Annotated in this window: 16 protein-coding genes and 4 pseudogenes; 7 read left to right on the top strand and 13 right to left on the bottom strand. The window is 58.8% G+C overall.

Annotation, left to right across the window (positions count from 1 at the left end; all coding sequences use genetic code 11):
* Positions 1–383: 383 nt before the first annotated feature.
* From ACFXS9_RS21170 to ACFXS9_RS21155, 4 genes and pseudogenes are all read right to left on the bottom strand, one after another.
* Positions 384–1,273, bottom strand: a pseudogene (locus tag ACFXS9_RS21170) (IS630 family transposase).
* Between the two features lie 153 nt (positions 1,274–1,426).
* Positions 1,427–1,603 (bottom strand): annotated as a pseudogene (locus ACFXS9_RS21165) (transposase); the annotation flags it as partial.
* 295 nt (positions 1,604–1,898) lie between these two features.
* Complete coding sequence (locus ACFXS9_RS21160) at positions 1,899–3,047, bottom strand: IS630 family transposase (RefSeq protein WP_392691775.1); 1,149 nt, start codon at positions 3,045–3,047, stop codon at positions 1,899–1,901.
* Between the two features lie 105 nt (positions 3,048–3,152).
* Entirely contained in the window at positions 3,153–4,118 is a 966-nt protein-coding gene (locus ACFXS9_RS21155) for an IS481 family transposase (protein ID WP_392691772.1), read from the bottom strand.
* A gap of 2,083 nt (positions 4,119–6,201) precedes the next feature.
* Between ACFXS9_RS21155 and ACFXS9_RS21150 the strand changes: the two genes are divergently transcribed.
* Together ACFXS9_RS21150 and ACFXS9_RS21145 are read left to right on the top strand one after the other, a co-directional pair.
* Positions 6,202–7,461, top strand: a complete 1,260-nt coding sequence (locus ACFXS9_RS21150; RefSeq protein ID WP_392699916.1) for an IS256 family transposase — start codon at positions 6,202–6,204, stop codon at positions 7,459–7,461.
* Between the two features lie 440 nt (positions 7,462–7,901).
* Positions 7,902–8,123 carry a transposase gene (locus ACFXS9_RS21145; protein WP_392699914.1) on the top strand — a complete coding sequence of 74 codons (222 nt, stop codon included), beginning with the start codon at positions 7,902–7,904 and terminating at the stop codon, positions 8,121–8,123.
* A gap of 194 nt (positions 8,124–8,317) precedes the next feature.
* Here ACFXS9_RS21145 and ACFXS9_RS21140 read toward each other — a convergent pair whose 3' ends face one another.
* The gene (locus tag ACFXS9_RS21140; RefSeq protein ID WP_392691769.1) at positions 8,318–8,560 is read right to left on the bottom strand and encodes a hypothetical protein; all 243 of its coding nucleotides are present in this window, start codon (positions 8,558–8,560) and stop codon (positions 8,318–8,320) included.
* A 372-nt stretch (positions 8,561–8,932) separates the two neighbouring features.
* Here ACFXS9_RS21140 and ACFXS9_RS21135 point away from each other — a divergent pair, with 372 nt between their 5' ends.
* Complete coding sequence (locus ACFXS9_RS21135; RefSeq protein ID WP_392691766.1) at positions 8,933–10,162, top strand: MFS transporter; 1,230 nt, start codon at positions 8,933–8,935, stop codon at positions 10,160–10,162.
* A 600-nt stretch (positions 10,163–10,762) separates the two neighbouring features.
* Here the strand turns inward: ACFXS9_RS21135 and ACFXS9_RS21130 are convergent.
* Positions 10,763–11,434 carry an aminotransferase class IV gene (locus tag ACFXS9_RS21130; RefSeq protein WP_392699912.1) on the bottom strand — a complete coding sequence of 224 codons (672 nt, stop codon included), beginning with the start codon at positions 11,432–11,434 and terminating at the stop codon, positions 10,763–10,765.
* A 44-nt stretch (positions 11,435–11,478) separates the two neighbouring features.
* On the opposite strand from ACFXS9_RS21130, the gene ACFXS9_RS21125 reads away from it, so the two are divergent.
* The gene (locus ACFXS9_RS21125; protein ID WP_392691763.1) at positions 11,479–11,910 is read left to right on the top strand and encodes a hypothetical protein; all 432 of its coding nucleotides are present in this window, start codon (positions 11,479–11,481) and stop codon (positions 11,908–11,910) included.
* Positions 11,904–12,425, top strand: coding sequence for a transposase (locus ACFXS9_RS21120; RefSeq protein ID WP_392699910.1), 522 nt, complete (start codon positions 11,904–11,906; stop codon positions 12,423–12,425). The genes ACFXS9_RS21125 and ACFXS9_RS21120 overlap by 7 nt, the downstream gene beginning before the upstream one ends.
* Before the next feature lie 488 nt (positions 12,426–12,913).
* On the opposite strand, the gene ACFXS9_RS21115 is transcribed toward ACFXS9_RS21120, so the two are convergent.
* The 7 genes and pseudogenes from ACFXS9_RS21115 to ACFXS9_RS21085 form a co-directional block, all read right to left on the bottom strand.
* Positions 12,914–14,419 (bottom strand): alkaline phosphatase family protein, encoded by a 1,506-nt coding sequence (locus ACFXS9_RS21115; protein ID WP_392699908.1) that lies wholly within the window; start codon positions 14,417–14,419, stop codon positions 12,914–12,916.
* Positions 14,419–15,258 (bottom strand): ABC transporter permease, encoded by an 840-nt coding sequence (locus tag ACFXS9_RS21110; protein WP_392699906.1) that lies wholly within the window; start codon positions 15,256–15,258, stop codon positions 14,419–14,421. Before ACFXS9_RS21110 ends, ACFXS9_RS21115 begins: the two co-directional genes overlap by 1 nt.
* 39 nt (positions 15,259–15,297) lie before the next feature.
* Positions 15,298–16,236, bottom strand: a complete 939-nt coding sequence (locus ACFXS9_RS21105) for an ABC transporter permease (protein WP_392691760.1) — start codon at positions 16,234–16,236, stop codon at positions 15,298–15,300.
* A pseudogene (locus tag ACFXS9_RS21100) lies at positions 16,236–17,223 on the bottom strand (ABC transporter ATP-binding protein). The gene ACFXS9_RS21105 and the pseudogene ACFXS9_RS21100 overlap by 1 nt, the downstream one beginning before the upstream one ends.
* Positions 17,223–18,210: pseudogene (locus ACFXS9_RS21095) on the bottom strand (ABC transporter ATP-binding protein). Before ACFXS9_RS21095 ends, ACFXS9_RS21100 begins: the two co-directional pseudogenes overlap by 1 nt.
* Before the next feature lie 53 nt (positions 18,211–18,263).
* Entirely contained in the window at positions 18,264–19,658 is a 1,395-nt protein-coding gene (locus ACFXS9_RS21090; protein ID WP_392691758.1) for an ABC transporter substrate-binding protein, read from the bottom strand.
* A gap of 355 nt (positions 19,659–20,013) precedes the next feature.
* A complete protein-coding gene (locus ACFXS9_RS21085; RefSeq protein ID WP_392691755.1) occupies positions 20,014–20,163 on the bottom strand; it encodes a hypothetical protein in 150 nt (49 codons plus the stop codon).
* 972 nt (positions 20,164–21,135) lie between these two features.
* On the opposite strand from ACFXS9_RS21085, the gene ACFXS9_RS21080 reads away from it, so the two are divergent.
* Entirely contained in the window at positions 21,136–21,978 is an 843-nt protein-coding gene (locus tag ACFXS9_RS21080; protein ID WP_392691752.1) for an isocitrate lyase/phosphoenolpyruvate mutase family protein, read from the top strand.
* 375 nt (positions 21,979–22,353) lie between these two features.
* Positions 22,354–23,262, top strand: a complete 909-nt coding sequence (locus ACFXS9_RS21075; protein WP_392699904.1) for a LysR family transcriptional regulator — start codon at positions 22,354–22,356, stop codon at positions 23,260–23,262.
* The last annotated feature ends 46 nt before the right edge of the window (positions 23,263–23,308 follow it).

Below are 23,308 nucleotides of genomic sequence, written 5' to 3'. Positions count from 1 at the left end.
TCGAAGGAGAACAAGGCAAGCAGTGCGCTGTCCCTACATTTTTTCGTCGCCATTCCGTGGGCCAATGTCGGTCTATAGAGTCAGGCGACAGCGACGACTAGCGCAATTTTCGACCAGGGCCTCAAGCCCTAGCATGACAAAAAGGTGCCGAGCAAACCATAAGGGGGCATGGTGCGGATGCCGGATCTCACAATGATAAGAACAGTCTGCATCGACGATGAGTACTGGAGCGATCATTCCGTGGAGCAGGAAAAGTGGTCGAAGGAGTGAATCCCAATTTAGCGAGTATCCGCCTGCGTTCTCGGTCCCGATAGCCATCGACCTCACTCGGTCGCGCGCACATATGGACTTTAATGCTTATGCTTCACTAGAGCGATTACCGATCAGGTTTGCTCGTATCCTGCGGCTGCGAAGTAGTTGGCGCATTCGCGCGGCGTGAAACAGTCGACGCAACGGACGGTGCGCTCGGCGGCTGTACGCAGCAACGCTTTTAGCTTGGAGAAGGCGTTCTCGATCGGATTGAAGTCGGGACTGTAAGGCGGAAGATAGAGGAGCTTTGCACCGGCAGCCTCGACCGCCGCGCGGACGCTGGCGCCTTTGTGGCTGCCCAGATTGTCCATGACGACAATATCGCCTTGCCGCAATTCTGGAATGAGAACGTGATCGAAATAGGCCTGGAACGCAGCTCTGTTGATCGGCCCATCGAGAACCATCGGCGCGACCATGCCCGACAGGCGCAGCCCGGCGACGAAGGTCGTCGTCTTCCAATGGCCGTGCGGGATGGAAGCGCGAGTCGTTCGCCACGAGGCGCGCGCGCCCGCGGGTACGCGCCATGTTGGTCGACGCGCATGCTCATCGATGAAGATGAGCTTGTCGGGGCGAAGGTGAGCTGGCGCCGCCCCATTCCTCCCGCTTTTTCACGACGTCCGGCCGCTCCTGCTCAGCAGCGTGCGCGGTCTTTTTTTGAGCGTGTGAACCTTCCGGCGCTGGAAGAAGCGCGACAAGGCGGAGACGCTGAAGGCATGTCCATCGGCGGCGAGCTCCGGCTTCTCATTCAGCGTGCTGTTAGGCGTGGCCGCAATCAGCACGAGAATGCGGTCTGCGCTTCGATCGCCCGCGAACGTCGACCCCCACTCTGCGGCTTCGTCGTTCGCGCGCCCGCGCCACCCAGCGGATCGCACGCGACGCGTCCACTCCGAAAGTGCGCCGCAGCCGCTCGACGCGATATACCTCCTTCAACAGCCGCGACTACACGCTTACTGACGAAATGGATGTCGCCATGCCCACCGGCCTCCTTCGCCGGCAGACAGCTTGAATCAGAGCCAGCTTGATTTGGGAATCCCAAACGATTCAATCTGCTCGAGATCCACTCTAGGAGCCTGTCCAGTTAGCTTTGGGAAGGCAGTTTTATCTTGATAATGGCGGCTCAGGCGGCCCTTGCGAGCTTGACGAGGTTGTGAGCGGTGCAGATGAGCGCCCATTCTGCGCTGACCTTTTCGATGCCGCGCAGCAGGAATTGCCTGAACCCTCTTGCCTGTTTGATCTGTCCGAAGACGGCTTCGACGATCTGCTTGCGCAAGCGGTAGCGACTTCGGTAGCCGTGCAGAAGCAGCGCCGTCAGCATCCGAGGATCGAACGGCGGCTGCCCCAGCCCGCTTCGGTAGCTGCCTATGATCGCCGATAGATCAAGGCTTTCCCTGACCAGCGACACGATCAGCCGCGAAACGTGGTCCCTCGGCACATAATCCTGCACGCTCGGCGGCAGAAGCTGGGCCTCGTCGATCTTCCAGGGGCGAAATTCCTTGCTCATGGCTGCGCAAGGAATCAGACTCGCTCCCTCTTGACCAGTCACTACTCAGACAGGCTCCTAGGTCAGCGTTTTCTTGGTTTGAATCATATCAGGCGGCGTCGGCGAGTTTGTAGGACCACCTGTGGATGACCGGATGGCGATTGACGTCGTCGATACCGGCCATGATGCGCTCCTTGAGTTCGTGTTTTGAGGCCACCCGGATGTGGCGGAGGACTGAACGGGCGAACTTGGAGAAGAATCCCTCGATGAGATTGAGCCATGAGCCGTGCTTGGGCGTGAAGGTGAGCTCGAAGCGCCCGCTTGGTCGAGTGGCGAGCCAGGCTCTGGTTTCTCGCGAGATGTGCGCGGAATGATTGTCGAGGATCAACTTGATCGCAGTGTTCGGCGGATAGGCGTCATCGATAAGCCTGAGGAGTTCGACGAACTCTCGACTGCGATGGCGATCTTTGACAAGGGCGTGGACCTTGCCGGTGAGCAGATCAATCCCAGCCAACAGGCTGAGCGTGCCATGGCGTTTGTATTCATGATCGCGCGCAAAGGTGGCGTGGACGCCAGGCTTGGGCGGCAAATCCGGCGCCGTCGTTGCGATGGCCTGGATTCCCGGCTTCTCGTCGCAGGAGACGATCGTCACCGGCTTTCCCCGCTTCTTCTTTCCCTTGGCAGAGGCTTTCTTCAGGACTTCGACTTCCCGATAGACGCACAGCACCTCCGCCATCTTCTGTTCGAACTCGGCGTCGCGATTTTCAAGATAGTAGCGCACCTTGTGCGGCTTGATTTCCTCTCGGCCGAGGATCTTGCACACCGTTCCCTGGACCAAATTGGCCAAGCACGCATGCCCCGCCGCCGGCCCGTGTTCGCGCGCATGGCGTGCCAAGAGCCGCGTCGTCCACAACTCATGTGGATAGCCGTGGTCCTTGGCCTTGTCGCAGGCCAGCGACACCAACCAGGCTTTGGCCTCAGGCGTGATCGTCGGCTCCTTGCCCGGTCGCGGGCGATCGTCGAGGGCTGCCAGCGGGCCATCGGCCAGCGCCCGCTCGACACAGCGCTGCACCGTCTGATGATGGACCCCAAGTCTCTGGCCCACCGCGCAGAACGAAGGATTTTCCCGATACGCCAGCAGCATCTGCGCCCGCGACACCCGGCTCGCCAGTTCGATCCTCGACCGCGAAAGCGTCGTCAAGGTCGCTATCTCTTCATCACTCATTGCCAATTCGACCGCTCGCCGCCATCCTGCCATGATACAGCTCCTCGTTTCGCCGACCGCAAACGAGGAATCCCCCAACAGCCCGTCCGTTCCACCAATCCACCTAATCCATGACGCAGATTTCATGGAATCGGTCGTCTAGGTGTTTAGTCCCGGCATTTTCTGGAGCGGATTAAGTTTGAATCGTTCTGGCTGGGAAGTCCAGCATTTGCAGATGTATTCGTAGGGCGTGAGACCCTTCAGGGTCTTCAGCCGCCGAGCGCAGTTGTAGGCGTTAATGAAGTCGGCAAGGTGTGCTTCGAGCTGATCGTGTCGATCGTAATGGTAGCGTTGGACGGTCGCTTCCTTGATCGTGCGGTTCATGCGCTCGACCTGGCCATTGGTCCAGGGATGCTTGATCTTGGTTAGCCGATGTTCGATGCCATTCTCTTGGCAGCGCATATCGAACATATGTGTCACGTATCTTGCCGTCGGGCCGTCTGCGTAGCGCGGCGGGAAAGTGAACTGGATCCCATTGTCGGTGAGAACCGTGTGGATCTTGTAGGGGACAGCCGCAATCAGAGCTTCGAGGAAGGCCGCGGCGGAGGTCCTTCCCGTCTTCCTGACCAGTTGCACGAAGGCGAACTTGCTGGTGCGATCGATGGCGACGTAGAGGTAGAGCTTGCCTTCAGCGGTCTGGAGCTCAGCAATGTCGATGTGGAAATAACCGATCGGGTAAGCCTTGAACTTTTTCTTCGGAGGCTTGCTGCCTTCGACCTCCGGCAATCGGCTGATGCCGTGGCGCTGGAGACAGCGATGCAGGCATGATCGCGTCAGATGCGGGATGGTCGGCTGGAGCGCATAGAGGCAATCATCGAGCGGCAATAGCGTATGCCGCCGGAAAGCGACGATGATCGCCTCCTCCTCGATGGAAAGCACGGTCGATTTGGCTTCCTTCGGGCCTGTCGGGAGATCGGCGACGGTCTCGCGCTCCTTCCACTTCGCGACGGTCTTTTGGTTGATCCCATAGCGCCTGGCGAGCGCCCTCAGGCTCTCTTGACTATTCTGTATTGCTCGACGGATTGCCTCCGTCGTGGTGGCGCAGCCGTGTAAAACTTGTCCCATAGCGCATCCTTCGAATCGTGCGATAAGAATGCACCATCAAAGCTCGGGACTAAACACCTAGCTCATCACTAAACAATGCGGGAACGACCAAAAAAGCTATTTTTGCGGTTTGGGGCGGCGTCATGAGCTTATCAGAGTTGAGAGAGAGTATCCTCTGTGTCGGCGGCTCTTCGCGAGATGCGTTAAGTCTGGCGATTGCATCGCACCAATGATGCGGGTCATCCGGACCACGTCGTTATCGATCTTGCTGGCTTGGGTCGGCACGATCAGTGTTGAGGTAGTTCGCATCTGGACGCAGCGGCGTCCAGCTCCAGGCACCTATGCCCGAGTGGCAGGTGCAAGCCTCGACTCGCTGGACCTCATTCAAATGTGTAAGACATCTCGTCTACTACTAAGATCCGCGATACCGGAGTTTCGTCGACGAATTCCCACGCGGACCAACTTAGCGAATTCTAAAAGACCGAGTCGCCGACCGACGGAGCTGTAACGTGGGACGCTGAAAGCATCGCGCAGCCCAGTAATGCTCGTGAACTGCGGCAAATAGCCGAAGAAAATTGCAGCGGCGGATAAAGTATAGGTCGAAGTGCTATAGAGCGTTCTCCTGATCCTTTTTAATCGGCCAGATTGCCTCAATGCGTCTACCTAAGTATGCGTGATCACATGTGAGACAAGCTGGCGGTCGCCTGCGAGCGTAACGACGTGAGTGCGATCGTGCTTACCGGAGCAGAAGAGAGAGCGTTCTGCGTTGGGCAGGACTTGGCCGAAACCGAGCAGTCCGATAGCGAAGCGCGCACGAGGGATGCGGCCAGCTACTTCGTGCCACTGCCAACGGATGGTGCTGCTACCTCGAGACCCGGCTCGAGCCCTATCTGACTTGGGAGCTGCCCAACCGAGGTAGCCGAGCGTGATCGGAAGCCCGATAGGCCACCCGTCTCCAAATCTGCGGAAGCTCGCCGCGGCATCGAGGATGTAATCGAGATCGAAGCCTGGACGCTCAGGCGGGATGCGGATCAAGCTATGTCTGAGTTGCAAGCCGCGAGGGTAACGGGCGTCCATCAAGGCCTCTTAGAAACCCACACGGCAGTGCGCGTAGAACCAGCATGCGCAACAGATAGATCGGCACCCGCCTAGTTGGGCTATAATGCAGGAATGCAGACTACGGTAAAGGTCATGGCTTCAGGGGCTGATGCGATGTCTGATCGATTTCCAGTATTCGAGCTTTTGTTAAAGCAGCGCAAGCGAAGATGGTTATGGTCGGTCTGCACCATCGAAGGCACGCTGGTAATGATGGGTTCAAGAAGCAGCCGATCCGCGGCCAGCTATGAGGCCAACAGGGCGCTTTTTGTGTTGCTGCTTAGCGCGCCGTATCGTTCGCGATTTTCGGCTCGGGAGCTCCAAGCTAACCGAGAGGCTCACGCGCGGCGCTCGCTTCCGCCCAACTCCAGAGCTACGTGACGCCTCGAGAAAGGTCTGCTCGTCAGCGATCCCCTGTCCGGAGGCTCTAGATCTAAGGGACTGGCCAGCGTCCAGCTTTGCTAAAGGCTTCTCTGTCGACACTCGGCTTATATTCGTCTCGAAGCGACGTAGAAGCGAGCCACAAGAGAAATCGGCACGACGTCCGGGCTCCGAAAACACTTCGCTTGAGGGGGCCGGCAGATCGAGGCGGCCCATCAAGGCTTTCTCAGAAGCCACACGGCAATGCCCGTAGAACCAGTAGCTGCTGGGGGAGGGCCACAGTGAGAGGTCCTGGGAGGACACGCGCACCCCTTACTTTAACTGCATTGTGTCTCGCCTCGGAGTTAACGCGACTAGGCACCCGCGCCCATTTATGGGGATTGCGCGTTTGGTCCTCAGAAATCCAGAGCGACTTTCAATCGAGCTTTTTCTAGGCGATGCCTGAGTGCACTGACGCTGCTAGCGAACTCAGTCAATTCGCGAATACCGAATTCATCAAAACGAACTCATCGAGGTGCCGTCGCGAGATTGGTAGGAATTGAAGTTGGCGTAGTCTGCGGGGTGTTCAACCTCGAATCACCCGGCGTTAGCGCGCTGGGCTGGAGACTACGCCATGAAGAAGCATACCATGCAGCCTGATTCCGCGACACATGCAGCGGAGACAGCCCCCCAGCTTTTCGACAATTGGTTTGACCCGATCGAATTTGGAGTGCGCGGCCGGGTGCGCGATTTCATCGAGACGATGATGGAGGAGGAACTCGATGCGGTGCTTTCCCGACCTTGCTATGGGCGTATTGCGCCGGACGCGGGCAGGCAAGCCAGCACGGCAGAGGGGAGTACCGGCCATCGTCATGGCCACCGGTCGCGCTCGCTGCTTGGGACGTTTGGCCCGGTCGAGATGGCCGTGCCGCGCGCGCGATTGAACACCCCCGACGGCGGTACGACCGAATGGAAGAGCAAGGCATTGAAGGCCTACCAGCGCCGTACCATCGCGGCGGATGCGGTGATCGCCGCCACCTATCTGGCCGGCACCAACACGCGGCGGGTTCGTCGGGCGTTGACGGCGCTGTTTGGCGGCGCGGTGAGCAAGGACACGGTGAGCCGAACCTGGCGCAAGGTGAAGACCGACTGGGACGCTTGGAATACCCGCTCGCTGGCCGACGAGCCGATCGTCAGGCTGATCCTCGACGGTACGGTGGTTCGCGTTCGGCTCGACCGCAAAGCCACTTCGATTTCGCTGCTTGTCGTCTTGGGGGTGCGCGCCGACGGACAGAAAGTTCTGCTCGCGATCAAGAACATGGGCGGTGAAAGCGCCGAGGCCTGGCGCAGTGTGCTTGACGATCTAACCAGGCGCGGTTTGCAGCGGCCTGAGTTCCTCATCGTCGATGGCGCGGCGGGGCTCGACAGCGCCATCGCCGCGGTGTGGGGCAGCGTGCCACTCCAACGCTGCACGGTGCACAAGCACAGAAACCTGCTCGCGCACGCGCCGGAGCGCCTGCACGAGGAAATCACCGCCGACTACAACGATATGATCTACGCAGAAACAAGCCAGCAGATCGAAGCGCGACGCAAGGCTTTCATTCGTAAATGGCGCCTCAAACACCGTGCCGTTGCCGACAGCCTCGAGGAAGCCGGCGCACGCCTGTTCAGCTTCACCCGCCTGCCTCCCGAACAATGGAAGAGCGCGCGCACCACCAATGCGATCGAGCGGCTGCACGAGGAGTTCAAGCGACGCATCAAGACGCAAACCGTGCTGCCTTCTGCCGAAACCGCTGCAATGTTGTTCTGGGCTTTGCTTGCCTCCGGCCAGATCAACATGCGCAAAGTCGACGGCTGGAAAACGCTCGCCGAAAAACCCATCGCTCAGCCAATTGACCTCGCCGCCTGAAACGTTATCTTCAAATTCTCGGAGCCTGCGCTACGACAATTCCAACCACATTCCTGACGGCACCCTCATCGAGTGCTTCCTGTTGTGATGCGAGGCTCGCCAAATGCTTGTAAGTTCTTGTCCGTCAGTGACATCAGTGCGACCCGGGCATCGCTTTGGAAGGGCTTGCGCCACAGGAAGCCTTCTTCTCTAGGAGCTTCTATTGGATCGTGACGAATGTCGGATCGACGTACATCAATTTTGACACCACGGAACCACCGTTTCCTAGTCCAAGTCTGCCAAGGCATCCAGATCATTCACTGTGGCGCCGTGATGCCAAGTACATTGGACAATTGACGAAGTTCTTCCAGACTCACATGAGGAATCTGATCTCCTACAGGAAGGCCTGACCACTGTGAGTGCCACACAGCCGTTGCCAGCCATGATCGCGGCGCTCCGTACTGGCGATCCTCCACGCCGCGGTGGCACATTTGCTGTTCCTGCCGCCCTACAGTTCGGACCTCAATCCGGTCGAGCAGGTCTTCGCCAACCTCAAACACTTGATCCGAGCGGTCGAGCCTCGGTGTCGAGGCATGTGGCAGGTCATCTACAGGTGCTCCTGTGGATTACCTGAGCCGCTCTTGTTTGAGTTCCGACATTGGCCGTCTTCATTCAGACATTGATGACGCGAAGCGCGCAGCGGCCAGACTCCAGATGGCGTCTTTGCACTCTATTGTTTCCAAACGCGCGCGTCTGCGGATGCGCTGTAATGCCGAGTTTTCCGCGTTAACCGAGTACACGCTATCAAGTTTCCGAACGCGCGTTTTCCATCTCAGTACGCGTTGGCACGGTCCTTGCCAATCCCGGCGGAGAGCTGTCAACGGCTGCCGCGCATCGACGCGCGGTGGTAGATAGGAACAAATAAACTGGCGGCACACTCGCTCCGCGCACGGGCAGCTGGATCGTGAATGCCGCGATTCATCGGCATTTCACGATGGTGCACGACGTGGTGTTCGCAATCGGTCTGGTACTTGTCGTGGTCAGTCTTGTGACTGACGTTTTCCATAGCGCACTTGACCTGAGGATTGGTCGTATGGGTGATCTCGCTGTGTTTGCCCATCGATCTGGTGCTTTCGCTCGCTGGCTTTGCACCGATTTGAGCGGCGAGTTGAGCAAGTCATTTATGGTCGTTCTGCTCGATGTCGGTCGTGCCTAGCCGTTCGACGGCACAAAGCTCGCTCGGGTTCGCGCCATATTCCATCTTCGAAGGGCCCTTTCAGACAACCACTCTGCGGTCACTTCTATCTTGGAGTTACTAGATGCGGGCGATCAGACTTCGTGAGATGACAGCCAACCTCGATATATGTGGCCCGGCAAGTGATCCCAGCTCAGTTTCAAAGACAACGATTTAATAATCGCGAGCTGCGGCCGGCAAAATATGAGAACCGAACCGAAGAGAAGGCTAGCGACCATCTGGAACGAGGACACGTTTGTGGTCTCGGCACTAGGCGGTGTAGAAATCATCAGCTACGGCACACTCTATTATTGCGTTGCTGTCGTTGCCGACAAGGTTGCCCTTGACCTCGCAACCTCAAATGAATGGATATTCGCTTGCTTTAGCTGGGCGCTTTTTGCGAGTGCGCTGACGTCCTTGATAGCCGGTCGTCTTATGGACCGATATAGCGCCGGCAGAGCGATGAAAATCGCCGCAGCCGTTGGAGCTAGTAGCTTAGGGATAGCAGCAATTTCTTGGAGCGCGGTCGTGTTCGCCATCGCACTATTCGGCATGCAGATTGCGTCTGCTTTTCTTTTCTATGAGGCTGCATTCGTTTTCTTGGTCCAGCGAGATGCAGTCCGTGCAAAGCGGCAAATCACAGTGTTGACCTTGATCGTTGGTTTCTCGTCAACATTATTCTGGCCGCTTACCTCCCTGCTGCTCTCGTTTATCTCCTGGAGAGAAATCCTTTGGATCTATGCGGCATCCAATATTCTCGTTAGCCTTCCGCTAATCGAATGGGCTGTTCGGATGACCTCTGCGGGCTCTACGGATCAAAACAAGATCCGTGACTTGCAAGTGCGCTCGCCGTCCTCTCCAAATGTGTTTGATTTTGTGTTGGTAACGTTGGGATTTTCGCTCAGCACATTTGTCTTCTCAGCATTTCTTGGCCAAATGATCCCAATCCTCTCATCGATTGGCTTGAGTCTCGAAGGAGCTTTCGTTTCAGCACTCTTCGGGCCTTCACAGGTCCTAATACGGCTGTTTGCAGCCTCGCTCACGGAAAGGATTGCTGCAATTCAACTCACAATTCTCTCATGTGTTCTGCTCTCCGCGGCCACGGTCGTCATTGCCCTCGCTTCTGAAACCATCGTTGGAGTTACGATTTTCGTAGTATTACTTGGGTTTAGCTCAGGTCTAAACAGCATTTGTCGCGGAACGCTGCCACTATCGATGTTCGGACGAGACGGCTACGGAAGTCGAGTTGGATTGATAACCGGTTTCCGATTGTCAACGGCATCGTTTGCGCCATTGTACTTCAGTTCTATCCAAAGTCAGCACGGAATCTCAAATGCATTCGTATCTCTTGCGGTCTGCGCAATGGGAAGCATACTTGCATTTGTGTTAGTATGTATCCGATCAAGACGAGCCGTCGTGCAGCTTGGTGGCATTGATGAAATGAGGCCGAAATCTTCAACAACGACTTCCAAGAGTTGCGATCTCTGACCGGTCTCGGAGAATCCAAGAAAATGTACGCACTCCGCGGATTGCTTGTGTGTTGAAATCAGTGCGGCAAAACGAATGTGTATCTGCCGAGAAAACGCCACCTCAAGCGTAGACGGAGGGCGCCTTCTCTGGGGACTGTTTAGCTCCTTGGAGAAAATCCTTCTGCTTGTGAGCCTCAAACAGCGGGGATGCCTTCGCGGTGGTCGAAGAGGAATCGGGGGTAGCATCGCCTAGTTGACGCCAGCCTGCTTGAGGAACTACCGATGACTGACGAGACGCGTGCAGATGACCGCAGACCAACCTGGCTGCGCGAGAGCGATCGGCTTTGCCGCCCCGCTCGGCTGATTGAGTAGTTAGAGCTCGCGAGGCGATGGCGGGCCTCTGGCGCAGCGCAAAGGCGACCTGACCGGATCCTGCAAGACTCGCGCCGAGCTCGCATCTCTTCGCAAGACCTGCACTTCTCGTTTTCCAGAGCTGCGCCGGACGGCTGAGAAGCGACGGATCCGGGAGGTCTATTCAACCGCTTCGGTGCCCGATGTTTGAACAGCTGACCATCGGAAGCTGAATACCAGCATGTGCCGCACCTTGCCGATAGCGACGCTATACGCCAGCAACGCGAAGGGCCCTTGCGCGATCGATGTAGAGCTTCTGGAGTCTTTTTGTTACAGGGCGGCCAATCAGGCCGTCGTTGATTTGTATACTACCAATCTTAACGACCGGTACGACAAAGTATGTCGAACCCGTTAGGAATACTTCCCGCATTTCGAACAACGCATCCAGCTCAATCGGTTGCTCCAATAGCTCGATTGAATTGCTGCGCGCAAGTTCGAGTACAACGCCGCGGGTAATGCCGGGAAGAATGGATCCTCCAAGTGGATGAGTGCGAAGAATACCGTCGCGATCAACAGCAAACACGGAAGTCGATCCACCCTCTGTGATTATCCCGTCTTCGTGCAGTAGCGCTTCTGCCGCACCTTTCAAGGAAGCGTGTTGTTTCGCTAGGACCTGGGCAAGGAGAGACGTTGACTTGATATCTCTGCGTTTCCAGCGCAAGTCATCAACGAGCTCTGTGGAGACACCATTCTGCAACCGTTCTCCCGTGCACAAATGCTTTTCTTGAGTGAAACCAAAGATCAGCGGGGTAATATTCTTCCCAAATGTGAACTCCCTCTCGGCTGCGCCTCGAGTTACCTGGACATAGATTATGCCTTCGGTAAGGCCATTCGAACAAACCAGTCGCTCGTGGAGTTCGCGCCACTCAGGTTTGGAAATCGGAAGGGGTAGGCCAATGGCATCAGCTGGCCGAGAAGGCCGGGTTGGTGAAGCTCGGGCACGTTGCGCTCGACGGCACCAAGATCAAGGCGAACGCGTCCAAGCACAAGGCGATGAGCTATGATCGCATGAAGAAGCGGGAAGCGGAGCTTGCAGCGGAGGTCGACCGCTGGCTCAAGGCGGCGGAGGCCGCCGATGCGCAGGAGGATAAGCTCTACGGCGACAAGCGCGGCGACGAGATGCCCGATTGGGTGGCCGACAAGCAGAAGCGGCTTGAGAAGATCCGCGAGGCCAAGGCCGCGCTGGAGGCCGAAGCCAAGGCCGCAGCCGAGGCGGAGCGCAAGGCGCGGGCCGAAGCCGAGGAGCGCCGCATCGCCGAAGGGGGCAAAAGAACGGCAAGACGTCCGCGCCGCCGAACACGGAGCCCGACGGCAAGGCGCAACGCAATTTCACCGACCCGGAAAGCCGCATCCTGAAGACCAAGGACGGTTACATCCAGGGCTACAACGCCCAGGCCGCGGTCGATGGTGCCCATCAGATCATCGTGGCGCAGACGCTGACCAGTTCCTCCAGCGATCAGGCGCAACTGGCGCCGTTGCTCGACGGGATCAGGGCCAATCTGGGGACCAATCCCGACGAAGTATCGGCCGACGCCGGCTACTGCTCCGACACCAATCTTCGCACGATCAAACGGCGGCGCATCGAGGGCTACATCGCCACCGGAAGGCAGAAGCACGGCACCAAATCCGCCACCGCGAAAAAGGCTTCAAGACCCGGCTCGCTGATCGCCAGGATGAGCACCAAGCTCAAGCGCGCCGGCTACCGAAGTCGCTACCGCTTGCGCAAGCAGATCGTCGAAGCCGTCTTCGGACAGATCAAACAGGCAAGAGGGTTCAGGCAATTCCTGCTGCGCGGCATCGAAAAGGTCAGCGCAGAATGGGCGCTCATCTGCACCGCTCACAACCTCGTCAAGCTCGCAAGGGCCGCCTGAGCCGCCATTATCAAGATAAAACTGCCTTCCCAAAGCTAACTGGACAGGCTCCTAGGAGCCGCTGTGCTACGACATGAGATCGGGACGGTTTCAACCGGCCCGGGTCGCAGTTCGAACTGCTCATGACCAGTACGCCGTGCCCATCATGCACATCCAATGTCCGCAAGTCGGCCCGCCGTTGCACCAGAGCTCTCCAAGTTGGACGACAATTCCGAACGGTGCTTCCCTGAGCGGGTGTCATGGTGTTCTTCCTTCATTGTGGGCGCGAGCCCTATTTCCCCATCCTCATGATTTCACGGGACGCGGCAATCAGATCGCATACCTCGTTTAGACTGCTCATTCTGTGCAAGACATCCGATGGGGGACAGATGTGCGTGCCATCAACGTTCGAAGCCGGACCTTGTCTGCATAGTGACAGGGTCCTGTATGTTTAAACCAAATTCCTGGTGGCGACTCGCAAATCCATAACATTCGACAACAACTATCTGTCACGGGGTGCCAGTGGCCCAACCGCCATCGATGTAAGTGGCCATCTCTACCTGAACGCGGCGTAAGGTTTGGCGGTAGGCGGGGGTACTTGCTTCATGCACAGTCTCTACGATCGAAGCAGGCGCAATATCCGCCGCTGCCGCAAACGTTTCTGTGAGAACCCGTCCTTCCATTCCGTTTGGCGCGGCAATCCCCAGGAGATGCAGAATCGTCGGTGCGATGTCGCAGAGTCCTGAGGCGATTTCTGAAATGCTGTCGGAGCGGAAAGCAGGCCCGGCAAGAATGCCGAATGAGGCCATCTCCCTCGGGTGTAGCCCGCCATGGACTCCAAGACCGATTGGCGCGTCATTAGACCAGCTCCGGCCAACGATACCGAATGGATCGAGTTGGTCGTCTGCGCGATAGGAGAACAGGATGTCGCCAGACCGGGCATGATCCATCATAACAAGCTGGCGCGCGAAACTGCCGGGTGCCACGCCGTCGAGCTCATTGTGGCCGGCGGTGAAGATCGGTCCACACCAGGGCGCCTCGGTCATGGCTGCCACGGCCCGTCGAATGTTCCTCACGGACGGATCGGCCAGATAGATGGCGCCCACCTGTCCAGGAACGAGAGCCGCGTCTACATCTTGCCCCGGGGCAGGGCCGCACCGAAATCCAGCAGCTTTCAGGGTCCCTTGCACATCAGCATGCGCGTGAACCGTCACATGGCCATGATCGGAGAGCGCGACGAGATGTACGTTTTGCTGCCTGCCTTCCGCTTCCCACCAGTCCAGCACGCGGCCGAATTGATTGTCGACCCAAGAGAGGGCTTCCAAGGTTCGCGTCTCGGCTGTTCCGCAATAATGAGACGAATTATCGGGCTCTGCGAAGGACAGGATAGCGACGTCGGGCCGAAGCTGGGGCCAGACCATGTCCAGCAAAGCCGAGGTCAGGAAGTTCTGGGAGGCCAGATCGGGCGTGCCCTGAGGCGGCGGCGGTGGGAACGGGCCGAGCCGAGCCTCGAGGGCCTGGAGAAGCGGCCGAGAAGTGGCGAGGCGCTTATAATGGCCAGAGACGGTGAAATGGCCCAGCAAGCGCGCCTTGTGATTGAGTAGGCAAGTGGTGCCGGCAGAATTCGAGGCGAGCACCGTGAGCGTCTTGCCGTGAGCGGCAAGGATTTCACCAAGTGACGACACCCCCATGAGACGTCCGCCACTGGCGCTATCGAGCGCCTCAATGAGCCGATCATCGGCCGTATCGATATAGCGCGAGGGCGCCGACGTGCGATCGAGATATTTGTTGCCTATCATGCCGTGGCGTCCCGGAGACGTGCCGGTAACCAGGCTCGGCATGGCGACCCGCGTTTCGCTCGGATACACGGTGCGGTGCCGAGCGAGCGTGACGCCGTTGCGCCGTAGCCTCTCAAGATGCGGCGTTGTGGCCGGGCTGATGAGATCGGGACGAAGCCCGTCGAAGCTTACCAGAATGACCCGTCGTTGTCGGGCAGGATTGGTCACAGAAGCCATTAGGATAATGTCTTGTCGAGTCGATCGCGCAGCCAGTCTCCGAGAAGTGAGATGGACAGCGTCGTGAGCGAGATGACTAGTGAGGGCAGCACGAGGATCCACGGTGCACGGGTCAGATAGTCGCGTCCGTAGCCGACCATGTTGCCAAGTGAGGTGAGCGGCGGCTGCACGCCAAGACCGAGGAAGCTGAGCCCGCTCTCGAGCAGGATGATTTCCGGAAAGGCGAGCGTCATGGTAACGATCAAGGTGGAGGCGATATTCGGCAGGACATGGCGCAGATAGAGGCGCCATGGTCCTGCGCCGAGCTGGCGTACAGCCATCACATAGCCCTGCGCGGTCGAGCTCATAGCAAGCGCCCGACTGACGCGAGCATAGCGCTCCCAGCCGTGGAGGCCAAGGAGAGCTACGAACAGCGGCAGAGAATTGCCGAAGAAGGCAAGCACTGCGAGCGCCAAAATGAGGAATGGCATGCTTGCCTGAAAATCAGCGCACGCGAGGATGAGCTGCTCGACCCAGCCGCGGAAATGAGCGGCCAGAAAGCCGAGCAGGGTGCCGACGAAGGCACCTATTAAGGCGGCGCCGAAGGCAATGAGAAGACTCATGCGAATCGATATCAGCAGGCGCGCCAGCACATCCCTGCCCAGTTCATCCGAGCCGAGCAGATGTGTGACGTTGCCGCCGAAGGCTATGGGCGCAGCGAGCCGGTTGCGAAGATCAAGCGCCGCGTAGTCGTAAGGAGCCAGGCGATCTGCGAAGACGGCGATAGCCAGCATGAGAACCAGCCAGAGGATCGCGACCTGGACGGCGCGATCGCGCCGCCACAACAGTTTCCGCGTCATCGAAGGCGATGGGACCTGTCCAGCGGAGATGTCCGACATCTAGGCTCCTCCTGCCGGGTAGGAGGTATCGCGCAGACGCGGATCGAGCACGCCGTAAAGCAAGTCAACAGCGAGGTTGGTCACGATCATGGCAGCCGCCACGATGAGCAGGATGCACTGCACCACAGCAAGATCGCGGCTCACGACCGAGACGACGAGCAGGCTGCCCAGACCCGGCCAGGAAAACACGCTTTCGACAAGCACCGTTCCTGCGATGAGATTGCCGACCATGAACCCGACGATGGTCACGACCGGAATGGCGGCATTGGGCAGTGCATGGCCGGTCACAACTCTATGCCATGGTGCGCCCTTGGCGCTAGCAGTCCTGATATAGGGCTGCCCGAGCACCTCAAGCATCGCGCTACGAGTGAAGCGGGCAAGAACGGCCGCGCCGCCCAGGCCAAGTGTGACGATAGGCAGCACCATGTGGCGCAAGTTGCCTGTCCCCCCGGAGGGAAACCAGCTCAGCTCGACCGCAAAGGCAAGTACGAGCAAAAGGCCAAGGACGAAGGAGGGGACGGTGAATCCTGCCACCGCCAGTGCCATGACCAGACGGTCCGAGAGTGTGTCGCGCTTAAGGGCTGCGTAGATCCCGGCCGGGATACCGAGCAGGAGATTGAGCACAAGGGCTGGTACCGTGAGCATCAGCGTCACAGGAATACGCTCGGCAACAACCGTGACGGCGCCGCGCCCGTCGCGCATCGATTGGCCGAGATCTCCATGAACGATGGCGAGAAGATATTTCGCAAATTGGACCCAGAGTGGCGCATCGAGACCCCAGGCCCTGCGAAAGGCCTCGACCGCCGCGGCGGGGGCTTCCGGCGAGAGCATCGCACGCGCGGGATCGCCTGAGGCACGCAGCACGATGAAGGCGAAGGTGACCACCATGGCAATGGTGAGCAGCGCGCGCGCTAGCCGGACCGCAAAGAATCGCGCCATCAGATTGCGTCCTCAGTTTCCTGACCGAGACCATTAACGATGTGGCAGGCGACCCGCCGTCCCGTTCCGGCCAATTTGAGCTCGGGCACGATCTGCGCGCAGAGGGAGTGCTGCCGGACAGCGCGGATGAAAGGTGCAACCGCTCGGCCGCGCAGCAGGGTTGGGTGGATCGCCCCGTAGAATTGTGCGCTCCCGGCGATGCCCCGGTACTGGCACGGCGGAGACGAGCGCTCGCGAATAGGGATGCAAAGGATCCCGCAGGACCAAGTCGGACAAGCCTTCTTCAACGATCCTGCCGAGATACATCACAGCAATACGATCGCTGATCTGCCGCACCACGCGCAGGTCATGGCTGATGAAGATCATCGCCATGCGCCGACGGTCCTTCAGGTCGGCAAGAAGATTGATCACTTGCGCCTGGATCGAGACATCGAGCGCTGAGACCGGTTCATCGCAGAGAATAAGGTCCGGATCCGTGGCAAGTGCCCGCGCCAAGACAGCGCGCTGTCGCTGGCCTCCAGAGAGCTCGTGCGGATAGCGCGCGGCGTGATCTGGCCTAAGCCCGACGTCTGCGAGCAGCACGTTAACCCGCTCCGCACGTTCGCTCTTGCAGCCGAGCCGGTGAATTTCGAGAGGCTCTGCGATCTGAGTGCCAATCGTCAGGCGCCGATCGAGCGCTCCGAGCGGATCCTGAAACACCATCTGAATACGCGTTCTGAGACGCCGCCAGCGAGCATGGCCTTCGGGCGGCATAGTCTCGCCGGCAAAGTTGATGGTGCCGGCATCCGGCCGTTCCAGGCCGATCAGGAGTCGGCCGGTCGTGGATTTACCACAGCCAGATTCCCCAACCAGTCCGAGCGTCTCGCCGCTCTCCAGCAAGAGAGAAAGACCATCGACAGCCCGAACCGTGGCTGAATGACCGAACATGCCATGTCGTAGGCGGTAGTGGCGGACGAGCCCGTCCGCCTGCAGGAGGGGCGCAGCCATCATGCGGCCACTACCTCGGTGGCCGCGAATTGACCTGCCAGATGCAGGCAAGCGGCTTTGTGACCACAATGATCGCTCACGGAAGAAAGCTCGACGGCCCATTGGGCGCATCGTTCGACCCGTAGCTCGCAGCGGGCAGCGAAGGCACAGCCTGATGGAAGATCGGCCGCACTCGGAACGACACCCGGAATTGCCGATAGCCGGCGCTGCGGCGCCTCCAGGCTTGGCAGGGCTCCAATAAGACCCCGTGTGTAAGGATGGGACGGGTGAGCAAATAGGCGATCGACGGGTGCCTCCTCCACGACCCTCCCGGCATAAAGGACGAGGACGCGCTCGCACACCTCGCCGACGATGCCGAGATCATGTGAGATTAAGACAAGTGCCATGCCTGTCTCGCGCTGGATCTGCTGCAGGAGCTCAAGGATCTGCGCCTGGATAGTGACATCCAGAGCCGTTGTCGGCTCATCTGCGATCAAGACATCCGGCAGTCCCGCCAGCGCCATGGCGATCATGATGCGCTGGTTCTGCCCGCCGGAGAATTCGTGCGGGTAGGCATCGAGTCGACGCGCTGCGTCCGGAATGCCGACTTGGTCGAACAGGCGCCGAGCCTCAGCCTTTGCGGCATGCCGCTCCAGCCCGCGATGGAGCCGCAACACCTCGGCGATCTGGTCGCCCACCTTGTGGACGGGATTGAGCGCGCTTGCCGGATCCTGAAAGATCATGGCGATGCGGCCGCCGCGAACATTGTCGAGGCAAGACGCTGGCGCACGAAGAAGCTCCTCGCCAGCCAGCCTCACGCTGCCCGCTGTCCGGGCGCGCTGCGGCAAAAAGGCCGAGCGCCGCTAGCCAAGTCACAGATTTTCCGCAGCCGCTTTCACCGACCATACCCACCGATTCGCCACGCCTGATGCTGAAGTCGACGCCGTGCAGCACCGGCAGGCCGTCAAAGGCGACACGCAGATCAACAATCTCGACGATCGGCTCCATCGGAGGCCTTTCAGTTCCTTGCGTGTCGCGTAATGGCGGATTGGCGGTGTCCGTCATCTAGCTCGTGTCCGGGTCAGGGCTTGATTGAACGGGCCAAAGTTGAGGTCGAGCATCAGCCCCGGCAACCATGGCACGTCGCGGCGCTTGCCGTAGAACTGGCCAGACACATGCAGAATCACGCAGGGTGGATCGACGTCATTGACGATCTCCAGCATGCGCCGAATGAGCGTCCGGCGCTTATCGGGTTCGACCGTCTCCTGAAGTTTCGCGCCCAGCACGAAGTATTCTTCGTTCCGCCAGATGCCGCCCCGCTTCGGCAGCGTGCCGTTCGGGCCATATTCGCGCCAGGGATGGCCGAGATGATCGAGAAAGAGCGCGGTGTTGGACGTGTCGTAAATCGCATGCACTGGCTGCCGCTGGATTTGGGCGAAATTCTCCATCACCTGCATTTTGACGTTCAGACCTACGGCACGCCACATCTCGATCATCGTCTGAGCGCCAGACACCTGATTGGGGTAGTAGTTGTTGAGCAGCCGATAAGTGATCCGCTCACCCTTGTAACCTGCGGCTGCGAGCAGCTGCCTAGCCTTGTCGGGATCGTACGCAAGCGGTGGGAAATCTTCGATATAGCCCTCCCCATAGCTTGGCAGCTGATAACCATTGGGGATCGGGAGCCGATTCTCCCACAAGCTTTCCACGATCAGCTTGCGGTCGAGCGCCAGACTCATCGCGCGGCGAATCCGCGCATCCTTTAGTACCGGATCAGACTGGTCGAGGACGAGCGAGCGTATATTCTGCACAGCACCGCCCAAAACCTCCAGATCGGGGCGCTTCTGGATACCTGCGAACTGGTCCGGCGGGATGTCGGTGATGAGGTCGATCTCGCCGGCGAGCAGACCGTTCACGCGCGCGGAGAGCTCAGGAATGATCCGGTACTCGACACCATCGAATGGCGGGCGCCCGCCCCAATAGGCGTCATGCCCGGCCAAGGTGACATGGACGTCGAGCTTGTGACCAACGAGCCTGTACGGGCCGCTGCCGACAGGGGCCGCCGTCCAGCGCTCCCACGAGCCTGCCGCCGTGAAGGCCTGCTTGCTGACAATTTCCGATCCCCAGGCGGCAAGGCGCTGCTCGAGGAGGGCGTCGCCGCCCTGGGCGTGCACGATGATGGTGTAGGGATCGACGATCTGCACGGTCTTAAGCCTATCGAGCGACTGCAGCGCCTCGGACATTCCGCTCCGTCCGGGTCCTAACAGATGATCGGGGCCGAGGCTGAACGCGACATCTTCGGCCGTCAGCGGACTTCCGTCATGGAAGATCACGTCCTTGCGCAACGAGAGCCGCAGCGACTGCGCATCGATCCGCTCCCAACGTTCAGCAAGCGCTGGCCGCAGCGCCATGCCACGGGTGTGATCGAATGCGATGAGCGTATCGAAAAGCTGCGGCATGATGCGGCGAATGGCGGTGTCAGTCGCAATGGCGGGATCGAATGTGTTAGGAAATCCGGACATTGCGACTCTCAGCCGGCGACGCGAATTCTTTACGTCGCCCTCGGCGGCCTTGATGCGCGTGCTGCCCAACATGCTTGCCGCAAGAGCGCCAGTCAGGGCTTGCCGTCGTGTCAGGTCGATAGGGGACATCACTGTCTCCTGAAAAAATCAAATTGGCAGTGCCAAGACCGCCCATCACGAGCAAAGAGAAGCACACGATTGTCGATCAATGCGGACGCCCGACTCGACCATTAAATCGCGTATTGCGCTTGGAAGTGCTCGCTCATGTGCGAGACCTTAGAGGCTCGAATTGCTACGGCGGAATGACGATCATCAAAAAAGTCGATGTGAGCTTGCGAACATGCGATGTGTAGCGGCGTTCACGCTGTCGCCGTCGCACGCGCGGCTCCTCGCCGGCATGCAGGAACGCGCCTATACGGTCAATCGTGACCGCGATCCTCATGCGAATCCTCTTCCACTGGATGAGGCGCGCGGCAAAAAGACCTGACGGACGATTGCTAGGATGAGATCATATTCTTCGATCATTTCACTCAATAAGGCGATAGCCCGATTGGCTCGAACGTTTGAAAGCGATTAGAGGCTCTTTAAAACCATTCTTCGGAATGCGGAGGTATTCGGTCTTGGCTCTCGTTGCAGAACGGCTCAGCTCGTCCGCTCCTCTGAAGCGGAGTTATGACGGCTCGCGCCGCCTTGCTGTGCGATCAAGGCATTGATGTGAGCACACTTAGGTGGGCCGAACGGATTTCGATACGCCGTCCCCGATTTGCGAGGGCGGCATCCGGGCTATCCACGCCGGCGGACGAAATACAACAGGCCGCAGGAATCGAGCCGCTCCGCGATATCCAGGTGGTGCAAGACGACATCTGTCAAAGCTTACCTATGAGGAGAGTTCGCTACGATGGCCGCAGTCGCGCCGGACTTGTATGGGCGCACGCTGTTAGTCAACGGGGTGTCCATGGCCGATGGAATGAGCGGGGCGCGGATTGATTATGGCGCAGGGCTTCTGGCGCTGAGCAGGGCCGTAAACCCGATCGAGGCCCAGATGTACTCGCAGAGCAGTTCAATTTCACAATGCGCTGCCATGGAGGCGCTATCCGAGGACGGGCGCAGAAGCCCAGCCAAGACGAGGGGCATCGTGCGACGTTCCCGACGGTGCGTTCTCTCTGCGCAGGTGTTATCCGCAAGCACACTCTGGAAGGAAGGTGATCCTAACCGGCTGCGATTTCGCCATGCATCTGCTCGCTGTCTTTGGCGTGGCAATTGTGCCCGGCACCATGGCCTGGCCGCATATCCGCATTTCCTAGGCCTCGTCCGCCGGGGATCTCGTCCGCGCTTGCGACGCCCATCATTGCCGCCTGTGCGGCGCTGACCTGAAAGATCTCCCATGTCGCCTGCCAAACGCCTCCGCGCCCGCATGGCCGAGACCGGCCTTGTCCACATCATGGCCGCACATAGCCCGCTTTCGGCGATCCTCGCTGAAGAAGCCAGATTTGATGGTCTTTGGGCCTCCGGCTTCGAGCTATCAGCCCTCTACGGGCTGCCGGACATGAGCCTCATCTCGATGACACAGCATCTCGATATGCTGCGGGCGATCGCCGGACGCACGACGCTGCCAGTCGTTGCCGACATCGATACGGGCTATGGCAATGCGATCAATGTCATCCATGCCGTCGGGGAATACGAGCGGGCCGGTGCCAGCGCGGTCGTTATCGAGGACAAGACCTTTCCGAAAGTAACGAGCCTTGTTGCCGACGGGCGCCAGGAGCTGCTGCGAATTGAAGAGTTTCAAGGCAAGATCAAAGCCGCGGTCGCGACAAGACGGGACCCAGATTTTCTCGTCATCGCCCGCACCGAAGCTCTGATCGCAGGGGGCGGCGAAGCAGAAGCCCTGCATCGGGCACAGGTCTATGAGGATGCTGGCGCCGACCTGATCCTGATCCATTCGAAAAAGAAGGATCCCTCGGAAATCGTAAGCTTTTCGCGCGCCTGGACCGGAACGGTTCCGTTGGTGGTCGTGCCGAACGCTTACCCGGATCTCGATGCTGGGCGGGTCAAGGCGCTCGGCAATATCCGCATGATGATCTATGGCAACTACGGCATCCGTGCTGCTGCAACAGCCATGAAAGAGACCTTCCGCAGGATCATGGCCGACGGCGGCATCCAGAACGTCCATAAGGACATTCTGCCGGTCGAAGAGATTTTCAGACTTCAAAAGATGGACGAGGTTAAGGCAGCTGAAGCTCGCTTCCTTCGCTAAACATCATTTCATCAAGCCGTGACTATCGAATTTCTAACGTAATAGATAGCTCCTTAGCTACGCTCAGGCGCCATCTCGGCGCGCCCTTGATCGGAAAATTGAGTTAACGGCTTTCTCATTCAGAAAGCCGTGGAGTGTCGACTGCAAGAAGAGCTATCGCGCCGACCGCTTCACGCGCGCCTTAAGGTGCGTCTCAGTAAAACGCTTTCAACGCACCGGTCCTATCGGCTGAGGCCGGAATCCGATTTCGCGCGTGGAAGTCGCTAATAAGCAGCAATCCGGCTATAAAAATCGAATAATGTGATGGAACATCCATTTTGGAATGGTCTGCCAATGAAAGCTGACGGAGATTTCAGGAATTTGCCCGAGCAGAAGATGGCTGCCCAAGACGATGAAGTGCCGCTCAACGCAATCCGAGCGTTCGTGATGATCGCGCGGGAAGGAAGCGTGACGCGCGCGGCGAGCGCATTAGGAGCGACCCAGAGCTCGGTCAGCCGCTACCTGGCCGTGCTGCAAGCATACCTAGGGACAGACCTCGTGCAACGACGCGGTCGTCGGAGCGAATTGACGGAATTCGGCAGGCTTTTCGCGAACACCGTCGCGGAACCGCTAGATACAGTGTGCTTCACCGCCAAAAGAATGCGTCGGCGGAATCCTCCGGACGCCAATCGGATTGTGGTTCGCACGTCGCTTTCGACCTTCGCATATTCTTTTCTAATTCCGAACCTTCAGGCATTCTCCGTTGAGATGGGCGGCGTGATTGTGGATGTGGTTAGTTCATTGTCTCCGCCGACATCTTCCGATGATTTCGACATCTTGATTACGCGCGACCTTTCTGTCATCGAGCCGGCAGACGATTGGGAAATCTACAATGAGCAACTCGTCTGTGTGGGCGCACCAAACCACGTAAATGGCAGAATGCTCTCAGTTGTTCGATCGATGCCGATTCTGAACATCACATCGCGCCCCGACATACTGCCTACATGGCTACGAGCGATGAACCTGAGCTCGAGAGATATAAAGTCGGGTGCGCGATATGATCACAATTACCTTGCCCTACCGGCGGTCATGACAGGAAAATGCCTTCTGGTAGTTCCCGAGATCATTGTCAGCGATCTCGTGCGCGCGGGCGTTCTGCATGTGATACCAGGATCACGGACTCCCAGCGGCATGCAATATCGGGCTTATGCTGTCGATCGCAGTGACACCCCCGACATCGCTCGTGCTTTTTGTCGATGGTTGACGCGCCTCTGTAAGAAGGCCGCAGTCCCGGAAGGCAATTAGTCGCATGTCTAGATGAGTGCACACGCCGGTTCTAGGAAGGAGGACT

This window comes from Bradyrhizobium sp. RDI18 (assembly GCF_043203335.1).
Classification (GTDB): domain Bacteria; phylum Pseudomonadota; class Alphaproteobacteria; order Rhizobiales; family Xanthobacteraceae; genus Bradyrhizobium; species Bradyrhizobium retamae.
This window is presented reverse-complemented; position numbering and strand designations above follow the sequence as displayed.